This is a genomic window from Streptomyces tirandamycinicus, from assembly GCF_003097515.1.
Classification (GTDB): domain Bacteria; phylum Actinomycetota; class Actinomycetes; order Streptomycetales; family Streptomycetaceae; genus Streptomyces; species Streptomyces tirandamycinicus.
The window spans coordinates 1573578-1587407 of sequence record NZ_CP029188.1; the positions used below are offsets into that span (position 1 = coordinate 1573578).

The 13830-nt window shown below is 73.3% G+C and carries 6 protein-coding genes; 2 read left to right on the forward strand and 4 right to left on the reverse strand.

Annotation, left to right across the window (positions count from 1 at the left end):
• Positions 1–129: 129 nt before the first annotated feature.
• A complete protein-coding gene (locus DDW44_RS07005) occupies positions 130–3903 on the reverse strand; it encodes a DNA polymerase III subunit alpha (protein WP_244223977.1) in 3774 nt (1257 codons plus the stop codon).
• A 709-nt stretch (positions 3904–4612) separates the two neighbouring features.
• On the opposite strand from DDW44_RS07005, the gene DDW44_RS07010 reads away from it, so the two are divergent.
• Positions 4613–5773 carry an AI-2E family transporter gene (locus tag DDW44_RS07010; protein WP_244223978.1) on the forward strand — a complete coding sequence of 387 codons (1161 nt, stop codon included), beginning with the start codon at positions 4613–4615 and terminating at the stop codon, positions 5771–5773.
• 114 nt (positions 5774–5887) lie between these two features.
• Here DDW44_RS07010 and DDW44_RS07015 read toward each other — a convergent pair whose 3' ends face one another.
• Positions 5888–6973, reverse strand: a complete 1086-nt coding sequence (locus tag DDW44_RS07015; protein WP_108905882.1) for a S1 family peptidase — start codon at positions 6971–6973, stop codon at positions 5888–5890.
• Between the two features lie 437 nt (positions 6974–7410).
• Between DDW44_RS07015 and DDW44_RS07020 the strand changes: the two genes are divergently transcribed.
• A complete protein-coding gene (locus DDW44_RS07020) occupies positions 7411–8286 on the forward strand; it encodes an alpha/beta fold hydrolase (RefSeq protein WP_166802718.1) in 876 nt (291 codons plus the stop codon).
• A 241-nt stretch (positions 8287–8527) separates the two neighbouring features.
• On the opposite strand, the gene fxsT is transcribed toward DDW44_RS07020, so the two are convergent.
• The gene (gene fxsT, locus DDW44_RS07025) at positions 8528–12460 is read right to left on the reverse strand and encodes an FxSxx-COOH system tetratricopeptide repeat protein (RefSeq protein ID WP_166802717.1); all 3933 of its coding nucleotides are present in this window, start codon (positions 12458–12460) and stop codon (positions 8528–8530) included.
• Positions 12444–13820, reverse strand: a complete 1377-nt coding sequence (gene fsxC, locus DDW44_RS07030) for an FxsC protein (RefSeq protein ID WP_158687731.1) — start codon at positions 13818–13820, stop codon at positions 12444–12446. The genes fxsT and fsxC overlap by 17 nt, the downstream gene beginning before the upstream one ends.
• Between the last annotated feature and the right edge of the window lie 10 nt (positions 13821–13830).

The following is a 13830-nucleotide window of genomic DNA, read 5'->3' on the forward strand; positions in this document are numbered from 1 at the left end:
CGGACGGCACGGGCACGGACGGCGCAGAGGTAGGGGGCACGGGCACGGACCGCGCAGAGGCCGCGGACGCGCCCGTATCGTCCGGCGCGCTGTCGCCGCGCGGAGGAAACGCGTTCCCCTGCTCGCTCGTCATCCCGCACTCCCCGGGCTCTGGTGCCACAACTTCCGTGCCGGGGCGGCCCCTTCGCCCGCGGGGCGGAGATCGGCCCAGGCGTTCATCTCGTACCCGGTGGACATCCGGATGCGGCGGCCGCCCCCGGCCTGGGCACCGGACGCACCCGCGTCCCCGCCGCCGTCCCCACTCCCCCCACTCCCCCCACTCCCCTCGCCGCCTGCGCCGCCCTCGCCTCCCTCGCCGCTTTCCGCGCCCGCCGAGGCGAGCCGCTCGGCCACCGCGTCCAGGCCGCCCGTGCGCCGCAGTTCGATCAGGTCCGCGAGGTTCCACGCGGCGGAACCGACCACGCTGAGGCTGCGCGGCCCACGGCGCTGGACGACGCCGCGCACCAGCAGCAGCCAGGAGTGGAAGACGGTGTGGGCGCACGCCTCGTGGCTGTCGTCGAAGAAGGCCAGGTCGACCAGGCCCGTACCGTCGTCCAGGGTGGTGAAGATGACCCGTCGCCCGGAGCGGATCGGCGGTGTCTGGGTGGCCGCCTTGGCTCCGGCGACCAGCACCGTCGCACCGTGCTCCGTCTCGCGCAGCCGCTTCGCGGGGATCGCGCCGAGTTCGCCGAGGAAGGCGTGGTGGTCCGCCATCAGATGGCGGGACGCGTCCATGCCGAGGACGCCCAGCTCGGCGCTGAGCCGCTCGGCCTCGCTGAGGTCGGGCAGTCCGACGGAAGCGGTCCTCCGGCCGCCGTCGAGCGGGAGCTGTCCGCCGTGGCCGCCACGGGAGACCGAACTCCGCTGGGCGCGGTGCAGTTCGGCGATGTGCAGCAGCAGATCGCGCCGGTTGGCGCCGAACTCGTCCAGCGCGCCGACCTGTGCCAGCCGTTCCGCGACCGGCCGCCCGGGGCGGGCCCGCTCCCAGAAGTCCAGCAGCGAGGAGTACGGCTGCGCGCCCTCGATCCGCTCCGCCTCCGCCTCGCCGATGCCGTGGACGTCGGAGAACGCCAGCCGCAGACCCCATGCCCCGGCTCCCCTGCCGGCGGCCCCCCTGTCAACGGACCCCCTGTCAACGGACGCCTCGCCAACGGAACCCCCACCAACGGCTCCCCCGCCAACGGGACCTTCCTCACCCGAACCCTCACCATCGGACACCAGTTCGATGCGATGGGCGACCGCGGACCGGTTCACATCGAGCGGGAGCACCGGCACCCCCCGTCGCCGGGCGTCCGCCAGCAGCAGCCGCTTCGGGTACATCCCGGGGTCGTGCGTGAGCAGCCCCGCGTAGAAGGCCGCCGGATGGTGCGCCTTGAGCCACGCCGACTGGTACGTCGGTACGGCGAAGGCGACGGCGTGCGCCTTGCAGAAGCCGTACGAGCCGAACGCCTCGACGATCTCCCAGGTCCGCGCGATCACCTCGGCCGTGTACCCCCTCCGCTCCGCCCGCTCGGCGAACCACGGCCTGATCCGCTCCTGCGACTCGGGGTCGGAGAGCCCGCGCCGCACCCGGTCGGCCTCGTCCCGGCCGCAGCCGGTCATGATGTCCACCATCTCGATGATCTGCTCGTGGAAGACGACGACGCCGTACGTCTCCGCCAGCGGACCGGCCAGATCGGGGTGCGGGAAGCGGACCGGCACCCGTCCGTGCCGCGCCTGGATGAACGGCCGCACCATGTCCGCCGCGACCGGCCCGGGCCGGAACAGCGAGATGTCCACCACCAGGTCGTGGAAGTTCGCGGGCTGCAGCCGGCCGACGAGATCACGCTGGCCCGGCGACTCGATCTGGAAGCAGCCCAGCGTCTCGGCCGAGCGGATGAGTTCGTACGTCGCCGGGTCGCCGGGCGGCACCTGGGCGGGGTCGTCCAGATCGATCCGCCGGCCCGTGGTCCGCTCGATCTCGGCGACGGCGTGCGCCATGGCGGACTGCATCCGCACGCCGAGCACATCGAGTTTGAGCAGCCCGAGGTCCTCGACGTCCTCCTTGTCGAACTGCGACATCGGGAAGGGGGAGCCTCCCGTGCCCGCAGGGCCGTGGGGGATCTCACCGCTGGTCGGCACCACGGGGGTGCGCCGCAGCAGCGAGGCGTCGGAGATGAGCACCCCGCACGGGTGCATGGCGACACCGCGCGGCAGCGCGTCCAGGCTCTCGACGAGCTCCCACAGTCTGCGGTGGCCGCCCTTCTCCTTCGCCACCTCCCGCAGTTCGGGCAGTTCCTCCATGGCCGTGCGGGCGTCGCGGGCGCGGATGTGCGGGAACGCCTTGGCCAGCCGGTCGATCTCGGCCGGGTCCATGCTCAGCGCGGCGCCCACGTCCCGGATCGCGTGCCGCACCCGGTAGGTCTCGGGCATGGCGACGGCCGCGACCCGCTCCTCGCCGAAGCGGTCGAGGATCGCGCGGTAGACCTCCAGCCGGCGGGCGGACTCCACGTCGATGTCGATGTCGGGCAGCGCGAACCGGCGCCGGGACAGGAAGCGCTCCATCAGCAGGTGCTGCTCGACCGGGTCGGCCTGCGCGATGCCGAGGAGGTGGTTCACGAGGGAACCGGCGCCGGAGCCCCGGGCGGCCACCCGGATCCCCATTCTCCTTACGTCGTCCACGACCTGGGCGACCGTCAGGAAGTAGGTGGCGTTGCCGTGGAAGGCGATGACGTCCAGCTCCGCGTGCATCCGTTCCCAGTACGCGCGGGCCTGCGCCGGCGGCAGCCGGTCATAGCCGCGCAGCACCATCCCGGCGGCGGCCCGGGAGGCGAGGACGCGCTGGGCGCGGCGTCCGTCGGCGCCCACGAGATGCGGCTCCGGGTAGTAGGCGTACCCCATCCCCAGGTCGCGCTCGGGGTCGACGCGGCACTCGGCGGCGGTCTCCTCGGTGACGGCGAGCAGCCGGTGCGCCGCGTCGCGGCGCCATCCGGCGGCCTCGGCGATCCGCTCGGCCGCGCGGGCCATGTCGTCCGCGCCCTTGAGCCAGCGCTCGCCGCTGTCGAGCCCCCGGGCGGGGTCGACGGGGACGAGCCTGCGGGCCGCGTCGAGGACGTCGGCGACGGGGCCCTGGCCGGGATCGGCGTAGCGCACGGCGTTGCTGAGGACGGCCCGGACTCCCTGCTCGGCGGCGAAGCCCGCGGTGCGGGCGGCGAGGCGGAGCGAGCCGGGGCCCGTGCCCCCGGTCCCGTGGTGCACGGCTTCGAGACGGAGCGCGTCGCCGTACCGCTCCCGCCAGGGCGCGAGCAGCCGGGCGGCCCGGTCGGGGCGGCCATCGGCGAGGGCCCTGCCCACCTCGGAGTCCGGGCCGAGCAGCACGGTGAGCCCGTCGGCTCCGGAGGAGCCGGCGGCTCCGGAGGAGCCGGCGGCTCCGGCGGCTCCGGCGGCTCCGTCAAGAAGGTCCCGGCCGAGGACCGGCCGGTCGCCGGCGGCATGGGCCGCGGTGATCAGCCGGCACAGCTCGGCCCAGCCTGCTGCGCCGTCGCGGGCGAGGAAGGTGACGCGGGGCGCGGACTCGTCGATGAAGGCGCCGCCCCGCACCGGGGTGCGCCGCCGTTCGGCGCGGACGGCCGGACCGGCGGCCCGTACGGCCTGTTCCCGTACGGTCTGTTCGCGTACGGCGAGCTCGGCTCCGAAGATCGGGCGGATGCCCGTCCGGGCACAGGCCTTGGCGAAGCGGACCGCGCCCGCGACGGTGTCGCGGTCGGTCAGGGCGAGGGCACCCATCCCCCGCTCGGCGGCACGCTCGGCCAGCCGTTCCGGGTGCGAGGCCCCGTACCGTACGGAGAAACCGGACACGGTGTGCAGATGCGTGAAACCGGGCACCCGCACCTCCTGGATCAATCCGCTCTCACCTCCCCCTCACCACCACCATAGACCAAGTTTCGAACGTTCGTGCGATACGGGTTTCCGGGCGCACCCGGCCGCGCTCCCGGGCCCGGACGACGCCCGTCCCCGGGCAGGCCCGGCCGCACTCCCGGCCCGTCCGATCCGCCGCCGATCCGCCGCCGTTCCACCGTCGATCCGCCGCAGAAGCGCCGCCGACCAGCCGTCGAACCGTCGATGACCGGCCGCCGCCCCGGCCGCTGCCCCGGCCGACGATCGGCCCCGATTCCCACCGGCGGACGAGGCGGGGCGCATCGCTCACCGAGGTCGCCGGGGGCCGCGAAGAGGGGCGACCGCTGCGGCACCCGGGCGCCGGGCCGCCGCCGGGTACCGGCCCGGCGGACGGCTCACGCCCGGTCGGCCGGGCAGCGCCACGGCCCGCACCGACCGCTCCCGGCTCCCGGCTCCCGGCTCCCGGTGCACCGGCCCCGGAATCCGCCCGACCGCGAAACCCACCCGACCCTGGAACCCGCCCGGCCGCGGGAGATTCGCCGCACTCCCGGCCGCGGGGGATTCGCCGCGCTCCGGATCACGGGAGAATCCCGAACATCCAGTGCATCCCGGGCATCCCCGGAAGATTCCGTACCTTCGGGCGAATGAGGCCCCGCGCGCGTTGGTCCCGTGCCCGCCGGTGGTACCAGTCCGGGCGATGCCCACACGATCCGCCCACCCGCGGCACCGGATCCGCGCGGCGCGCGGCGGCGTCGCGCGCGGTGATGCCCGCCCGGCGCCCGCTGCCCGGCCCGCCGCCGGTCCCCCGGTGGCACCGGCCCTGCGGACGGCCGCCGCCTACGCCTGGCGGCTGCTGGTCGTCGGTGCCCTCGTGTACGCCGTCTTCTCGGTCCTCGGGCGGTTCCACGAGATCGGTGTGGCCCTCTTCCTCGGTCTCGTCGGCGCGGCGCTGCTGCGGCCGCTGGTCGATCTGCTGGCGCGCCGGCTGCCGCGGCCGCTCGCCGTGACCATCGCACTGATCGGCAGCATCGCCCTCGCCCTCGGCGTGCTGGCCCTGGTCGGGGAGACCGTCGCCGGTGAGCGGACCGTGCTGCAGCACGAGTTCGGCGCCGGGATCGAGCGGATCGAACGCTGGCTGGAGCAGCCGCCGTTCCGGCTCGACCCGGAAGCGCTCAGCGATCTCCAGTCACGGATCGGCCGGTTCCTCTCCAGCCATCGCTCCACGCTGATCAGTACGGCCATCAGCGGCGCGGCCCGGCTGGTGGAGGTGCTGACGACACTGGCACTCGGGCTGTTCTGCGCGGTGTTCTTCCTGCACTCCGGCGACAGGCACTGGCGCTGGGTCTGCGCCCAGCTGCCGCTCTCCGCCCGGGACCGGGTGTCGGTGGCGGGCCACGCCGCCTGGCGCACCTTCACCGGTTACACGCACGGCATCGTGCTGGTCGCCGCGACCAACTCGGTCCTGGTGGGTCTGGCGCTGTACGCCCTCGGCGTGCCCCTCGCGGTGCCGCTGGCCCTGCTGGAGTTCTTCGCCGCCTTCGTCCCGCTCGTCGGCTCGCCCATCGCGCTCGCCGTCGCCGCCGTCGTGGCGCTGGCGACCAAGGGCCCGGTCGTCGCCGCGGTCGTCATGGCGCTGATCGTGGTCATCGGCCAGATCGAGGGGCATGTGCTGCACCCGCTCGTGCTGAGCTGGGCGGTACGGCTGCATCCGCTCGTCGTGGCGATCTCGGTCGTCGCGGGGGCGATCGCCGCCGGGGTGATCGGCGCGGTGGTGGCCGTACCGCTCGTGTCGGTCGTCTGGTCGGTGCGCCAGGCGCTGCGCACCCGGAACGGCCGGGGCCCGGCCCGTCCCTCCTGAGGGAACGGACCGGGCCGCGGCCGGGCCTGCCCGGGAACGGGCGTCGTCCGGGCCAACGACCGGGCGGCGCCTGCCGGTGGCGCGCCGTACCGGTGGCGCGCCGTGCCGGTCGGGTCAGCCGATCTCGGCGCCGAGGGCCTGCAGCGCCTCCGTCACGGGCTGGAAGAACGTCTCGCCGCCCGAGGAGCAGTCGCCGCTGCCGCCGGAGGTCAGGCCGATCGCGGCGTCCTCGGCGAAGAGCGAGCCGCCGCTGTCGCCGGGCTCGGCGCAGACGTTCGTCTGGATGAGGCCGTTGACGATCTGGCCGTCGCCGTAGTTCACGGTGGCGTCGAGGCCGGTGACCTCGCCGTCGTGGACCTGGGTGGTCGAGCCGCTGCGGGTGACCTGCATGCCGACGGTCGCGTCGCCCGCCCTGGTGATCTGCCGGGTGGTGCCGTCGTAGAGGTTGACCTCGCTCGGCTGGGCGGTGCCGTCGCTGTACTTGACGAGTGCGAAGTCGTCCTCGGGGAACCGCGAGTCGAGCATGCTGCCGATCGCGGCGCCGCCCGCGGAGTCCGACCACTCGCTGCCGGTCTCACCGCAGTGCCCGGCCGTGACGAAGTGCGGGGCGCCGTCCTTGACGACGTTGAAGCCGAGCGAACAGCGGCCGCCGCCACTGTGGATGGCGTCACCGCCGGCGGCGAAGGGCTTGAACTCCCCGGCCGTCCTCTTCAGCTCCGCCTTCTCCCCGAGGCCCTCGACGACCTCCCGGAGCTTCGCCAGGTCCGCGCCCTCGACCGTGCGGTCGGCGGTGACGACCACCTTGTTGGTCACCGGGTCGGTCGCCCACGAGGTGCCCGGGATGGTGGCCCGGTCGGTGAGGGTCTGCCGGGCGGTCCTCAGCTCCGCCGGAGAGTTCTCGACGATTCTGGCCCTGCCTCCGGCCTCGCGTACGGCATCCGCCGCCGCCTCGTCGACCACGTTCATCACCAGGGCCTTGGCCTCGGCGTCGTAGTAGGCGCCGGCCGCGCTTCCGCCCAGGCTCTCGTGGAGCGTCGAGGCGAGGTTTCCGGCCGCCGAGGCGGAGAGCGTCTTCACCGTGACCGCGGACTTGTCCTCGCCGGCGTTCGCAGTCTGGAAGGTGACGCCGGCCGCCACCAGTGCGGCGACGGCTCCACCTGCCGCCGCCGCGCGCCTCTTGGGTATGCGTCGGTGCTTCACGTAGGACCTCCTGTGGGGGGCCGCGAACGGGCAAGTGGGGTGCCCGGACGCGGAGGATCGGGCGCCCACTATTCCGACGCGCGCCGGTAGCACACAAGGACGACTTCAGGACGCGCACATGAAACCGACAATGCGCCCTCTGCTTCTTCACGACCCCCCGTCACCCCCGGGCCCGTACGGGTCGGTTCCGTTTGCGAACACCCCGCGCTACCGGCCCCTGGGCAGCAGGTAAGGACTAGTCCTGTCCGAATCCCCGTGCCGGACGGGCTCATTGGGGACTTACGCCGGCCGCGCTCCGACGGGTAATCATCAGGGGGGCGGGGAATGCCAGGACGGTACTGCCGCACATGGCACATGTGCACGGCACTCACGGAATGTGCGGTATCTCCGGAATCCACGGAGGTCCACGGCGAAGGAGGCGGCGGGTGCGGCGGCGGGTGCACGCGTCGGACGGGCGGCATCTGATGGTGGAGCGGCTGGGGGATCCGCGGGGCAGACCGGTCTTCCTGCTGCACGGCACCCCGGGCAGCCGTCTCGGACCGGCGCCGCGCGGGATGGTGCTGTACCAGCGGGGAATGCAGCTGATCGCCTACGACCGGCCGGGATACGGCGGTTCGGACCGGCTGGCCGGCCGCAGCGTGGCGGATGTGGTCGAGGACGTACGGGCGATCGCCGACGCGCTGGGGCTGGACCGGTTCGCGGTGGTGGGGCGCTCCGGCGGCGCACCGCACGCCCTGGCGTGTGCGGCGCTGCTGCCCGACCGGGTCACCAGGGCCGCGGCGCTGGTGACGCTCGCGCCGCGGGACGCGGACGGTCTGGACTGGTTCGAGGGCATGGCCGCGTCGAACGTGCTCGAGTACACGAGGGCCAGCGTCGACCCGGACGGGCTCACGGCGCGGTTCATCATGCGCTCGGCGGAGATCCGGCGCGACCCGGTCCGGCTCCTGGACGACCTGCGCAGGGAACTCACCGATTCGGACCGGATGGTCGTCGCGGACGCCGGCGTGCGGTCGATGCTGCTGCGCAACTACCAGGAGGCGCTGCGCACCTCGGCGTACGGCTGGATCGACGACGCCCTCGCGTTCTGCAGCCCCTGGGGCTTCGACCCCGCCGGAATCTCCGCGCCCGTGCTGCTGTGGCACGGCGAGAAGGACGTCTTCTCGCCCGTCGGCCACTCCCGCTGGCTGGCGCAGCGCATCCCGGGGGTGACGGCCGTCCTGGAACCGGCCGCGGCCCACTTCGACGCGCTGCACGCGCTCCCCCGGATCCTCACCTGGCTGCTGGAGGACCACCCGGGGGACCCCGCCGGGTGAGCGGCTGAGGCGTCCACGGCCGCAGCGGCGCGCGCCCGCTGCGGTCAGGCCCGTCCTTCACCGAGACCCCCGCCACCGGACCCGTCCTCGCGAAGGCCCCCGCCACCAGGCCCGTCTGCGCCGCACGCCCCCGCCACCGGCCCCGTACTCACCGAGACCACTGCCACCAGCCCCGTCCGCACCAATACCCCCGCCACCGGCCCCGTCCTCACCAAGGCCCGGAGGAGCGGGCCCTGAGCGGTCAGACGGCCAGCGGTTCCAGGTCGCGGTGGGTTCTGCGCTCGTCCCTGGCGATCCGGGTCAGCGCGTGCTCCTCCCCCAGCAGCCGCGCCAGTTCCTCCGCCGTCTCCGCCCGCAGCGCCGCGGCCTCGTCCTTGCGGCCCAGCGCGCCGAGGGTGACGGCGGTGTTGGAGGAGACGGCGAGGACCTCGGGGTGGTGGACGCCCAGCACCTCGCGCAGCCTCGTCACCGCCCGCCGCTCGGTCTCCAGCGCCGACTCCAGCTCGCCCAGGTCGGCCCGGGCGTTGGCGAGGTTGACGGTGCAGAACAGGGTGTGCGGGTGGGCCGTGCCGAGGACGTCGGTCATCCGGCGGACGGCGGCCACCAGGAGCTGCTCCGAGGCTTCGGGATCGCCGCAGCCCCACTGGTAGATCCCGAGGTTGTTGATCGCGGCGAGGGTGTAGGGGTGCTTCGCGCCCGGCACCTTCGTGTACTGGTCGACGACCTCCTGGGCCAGGTCCCGGGCCGCCACCGGTTCCCCCGCCGCGAACAGGTCGGCCGCCAGGTTCAGATCGCAGGCGAGGGAGTCCGGGTTGGCCGAGGTGTACTTGGCGCGGTAGCGGTTGCGGGTGGCCGTCGTCAGCCGGCGGGCGTCCTCCAGCCGGCCGGCCCGCCGCAGCGACACCGCGAGGCTCTTGCCCGCCGCCAGGGTGCCGGGGAAGGCGCGGCCGAGGGTCCGCTTGTAGCTCTCGTAGGTGCGGCTGAGCAGACTGACGGAGTCCTCGTACCGGCCGACCTCGCGCAGGTCGCGGGCGAGCGAGGTGGCGGAGGAGAGCGTGTACGGATGCTCGGGGCCGAGGACCTCGGTACGGCGGTCGAAGACGTCCTGGTCGATCTCGCGGGCCCGCGCGTACTGGCCGACCATGCGCAGGTTCAGCGCCAGGTTGTTGGCGGCGGCCAGGGTGCGCGGGTGGGACTCGTGGAAGATCTGGCTGAACCCCTCGTGCGCCTCGGTGGCCAGTTCCATGGCCTTGCCGTACTGGCCGAGGGTGCCCAGGTCCATCGCCAGCCCGCTGGTGGTCATGTACGTGTGCGGGTGCGACGGGCCGAGCACGGCGCGCTGGCGCTCCAGGGTGACCTCGTCCAGTTCCCTGGCCTCCACGTAGCGGCCCTGCGAGCGGAAGATGTTGGAGAGGTGGAAACGCAGGTAGAGGTACTGCAGGTCGTCGTTGCCGAGCATCTCCCGCCAGGCTTCGCGCAGATCGTCGCCGAGGGCCCCGGCGGCCTGCCAGTCACCGCGCTTCCAGAGGTAGCGGACCCGGTCGATGAGCAGCCGGCGGGTCTCGGGCTCCTTGCAGTACCGGGCCTCGGAGGGGCCGAGATGCGGCCAGATGGTGGCGAACCGCGGCCAGGTCTCGGGGTTGTCGATCGGTTCGTCGTCGTCGGGCCGGGCGCCGGCGAGGATGCGGTGGACGGCGTGCCGGGCGTCCCGCTGCTCCTCGTCGCTGAGCTGGGCCCGGATGACGGCCTGCACCAGCCGGTGCACCTGGATGGAGTTGGAGACCTGGTCGACCTTGGCGAGGGCGAACCGGCCGATCTCGCGGATGACGCGGCCGAGTACGAGCTTCTCCTGGAGGGAGGGGTCGTACGGCTTGAGCGCGTCGATCATCTCCTTGCTGTAGAGGAGGTTCGCCGAGATCGGCTCGGGGGCGAAGAAGGCGCAGAGCTGCAGCAGCCGCACCGCGGCCGGTGAGCGCTCCTTGAGGCGCTCGATGGAGACGTTCCAGGTCGCGGCCACCGGCTCCGGGTAGCCGGCGGGCTGGTTGAGCGCGAGGACGCGGGGCGCCTGCTGGGCGAGCTGCTCCAGATAGGCGGCGACGGGCGTGGCGGTCTCGGCGATCCACGCCGCGGCCTGCTCGACGGCGAGCGGCAGGTCGCCGACGGCGGCGGCGACCTGGTCGGCGTCCTCCAGGGTGAGTCCGGGCGCGCGGCGCTGGAGGTGCTCGACGGACTCCTCGCGGAGGAAGACGTCGACGGGCAGGGCGTCGCCGTACTGGGACCAGGTCTGGTTCCTGGAGGTGACGAGGATGTGGCCACCGCTGGGGAAGAACCGCTTGAGCTGCTCGGGGTCGTCGGCGTTGTCGAAGACCAGCAGCCAGCGGGAGGTCGGCACGCCCCGCCTGAGCAGGTCGACCGCCTCCTGCGAGGCGGCGGCCATGTCCTCGCCGCCCTGGGCGCCGAGCCGGGTGGCGAGTTCGGCGAGTCCGGCGACGACGTCGTCGGTCTGCTCGGAGGAGATCCACCACACCAGGTCGTAGTCGGCCATGAAGCGGTGCACGTACTCCAGCGCGACCTGGGTCTTGCCCACGCCGCCGAGGCCGTACAGCGTCTGGGGCTGCGGCAGCACGACGGCCATGCCGCCGCCGAGCTGGTCCCGCATCCGCTCCAGGACGACGGACCGGCCGGTGAAGCCGGGGTTGCGGGCGGGAGCGTTCCAGATCTTGGGGACGGTGCCGGGGAACCGCGGGCCGGGCGCGACCCCGTCGGTGAGCTGGACCGGACGGTCGAGGGCGCGCAGCAGCGCGCTGGTGGCGTGCACCTCGTCGAGGCGGAAGAGGTCGACGGGGTTGCGGTCGATGTAGGGGGTGGTGAGGCGTACGTCGCCGACCCGCAGCGGCAGCAGATGGCGGCCGCGGCCGCCGCCCGGGTCCTCGGCCGCGGCCCGTTCCCACACCTGCACGGCGCGGGCGGACTTGAGGTAGGCGCTGGAGAGCAGGACGACCGTCCGGGCGGTGTTCTCGGGTGCGGGGAGGGCGGTGCCGTCCCCGGTCGGTTCCGCCGAGACGTCGCGCGGCACGACCCGGAAGCCGGCGCGGGTGAGGACGGACTCGATCCAGTCGGCCCACATGCGGTTCTCGGCGACGTAGCTGAGGAACAGGTCGGCGGGCAGCGCGGGCCGGCGGCGGGTGAAGGCGTCCCTGATCCGCAGTCTGGTCTCCTCGGCGACGGTGGGCATGGCGGTGATCTCGCCCTCGGTGATGACGGCGGTGAGCCGTTCGAAGGCGGAGAGCAGGGAGTTGGTGAGTCCGGCCTCGTCGCCGAAGGTCGCCAGGGTCTCCTCGTAGGCGTAGTAGGGGCGGTACGGGATCTCCACCGCGCCCCAGTAGGCGGTGAGTTCCTCACCGGAGAGGCCGTTGGGGAACCGGTCGAACTTCAGCCGGGCGAGGGCGCGGCCGGCGTCGGCCTTCTCCTTCTCGCCCTCGTCGATGCGCATGGGGACGGGCAGGACGCGGATGCCGCGGCCGCCGTAGCGCTCGTCGATCTGGCGGGCGACGGCGGCGGCGCCGTCGATGGACTGGTCGCTGAGGGTGAAGCAGTCGACGAGGACGTCCGGGAGGTGGACGGTGCAGATGTCCGCGATGTCGCTGAGCCCGGTGCGGCTGTCGATGAGGACGTAGTCGTAGTTGGCCTTCATGTCGTCGCGCAGTGCGTCGAAGAAGTGCCCGCCGCCGAGCCGGTCGTAGAAGTTGTCCCAGTCGAAGGTGGAGACGGTCGCCGAGTACTCGCGGTTCTGCCGGCCCGCGGAGACGAAGTCGAGGGTGCCGCCCTCGGGGAACTCCCAGCCGAGGTTCTCGGGGGTGAGGGAGACGGCGTGCGGCTGGATGCGCGCGTAGTCCCGGTGCCAGTCGTCGGGACGCTGCGCGGGGCTCGTCGCGGCCCACGCGTACTCGGTGATCAGGTCGATGACACCGGTGGTGGCGCCGAGCGTGGACGGGTCGAGGAAGGGGTGGAAGAAGCGGTGCAGGCCGGGTGCTTCCAGGTCCCAGTCGACGGCGAGGACCCGCTTGCCGTTGGCGGCGAGTATCCAGGCGGTGTTGGCCATGGCCATCGTCCGCCCGGTTCCTCCTTTGTACGAGTAGAACGTGACGATGCGTCCGTCACGACTGGCTGTCATCCGAGTCCTCCGCATCCGGCGCATGGTCGAGCGTGTCGGGGATGTAGTGCGTGGTGGCGTACTCGGCCGCCATGGGGCCGCGCAGCCTCGGACGTTCGGTGTGGCTGCCGCCGGCGGGCGGATAGACCTGGGCGTGGCGCAGGTACTGCTGGGCGGCCGCCTCCACGACCTGGGGCAGGATCTGGCCGAACGCCTCCATGCTCGGTACGCCGCGGGCGGCGGCGCGGCAGGCGGCGCGGCCCTGGCCGAGCTTGGTCGGCAGGGTCTGTGCGAGTTTGGCGCTGAGGGTGCCCTCGGCGCCGCGGCTCTGGGGGTCGTCGCGGCTGAAGGGGACGACGACGCTGACCCAGGGCCGGTTCTCGGCGTCGAAGGCGGCGAGCTGCTCGCGTCGGTCGTCGTCCTCCAGGGCCCAGCGGTCGACGATCAGCAGCTCCGGTCTGGTGGGGGCCTGTTTGCTGTCGAGCGGCGTGCTGTCGTGGTCGAACGAGGCGATGGTGGCCTGGTAGTTGAGGGTCCGCACCAGATCGCGGGCGACGTAGGCGAGCGGCCGGTGCACCTCGGGGTAGTAGGGGTTCCAGTCCTGCGGCATGTCGCCGTAGTACTGCGGGTCCCGTCCCGGGGGCAGGTCGTGCAGGGTCGGGGCGGCCACGGTCAGCTGGATGGGGCGGGGGCCGGTGCGGCGCGGGCCGGCGGCGTCCGGGGGCCCGAAGGCGCTCGGGGCCTGCCGGTAGTCGAGCGGTCTGCCGGGCCCGACGGCGGTGGTGTCCGCGACGCTGACGATGCGCTTGGCGAGTTCGTAGACCGCCCGCTCGTACTCCTCGGCGAATATCCGCAGTTTGATCAGCCCGTAGAGCCCGTCGGTGACGTAGCGGTCGCCGAAGGCCCGGTGGTTGAACTGCAACCGCTCGGCGGGACCGGGTAGTTGCTCGGCCGGCACCGGCACCCACAGCGCGGGCACGATGGCCTCGGCGGGCCGGTTGCTCTTGGCCTGGTGGAAGATCTCCCGCTGGGCGAAGGCGTACCACTCCTTGCCGCACATCTCGCTGGCGAAATAGCGGGGGGAGAAGAGCGGGACGAAGACCCGGCAGGTGGCGAGGACTTCGGCGAGCCGCTCGGACCACCCCTCGCCGGAGCGTATCTCCCGGTCCATGAATCCCGCCTGCGCCCCGGCGGGGAGATCGGTCATGGCCATCACATGGCCGCACAGGTCCCGGAAGAGCCGCTCCACCCACATGTCGGGATCCGGCACACCCGCTCCGTACCTCGGTGTGTGCGCATAGCTCAAGAAGAAGTACGGCCTATGGTCCGCCGCCCGCTGCTGCGATGACGCCTGCACACGCCCCCCGTCCCGTATGAACACCCGCACTCGG

Excerpts from the sequence above, each read along its gene's own strand:
- DDW44_RS07010 (WP_244223978.1), top strand. The coding sequence starts at position 4,613 with ATGCCCACACGATCCGCCCACCCGCGGCACCGGATCCGCGCGGCGCGC.
- fxsT (WP_166802717.1), bottom strand. The coding sequence starts at position 12,460 with ATGACAGCCAGTCGTGACGGACGCATCGTCACGTTCTACTCGTACAAA.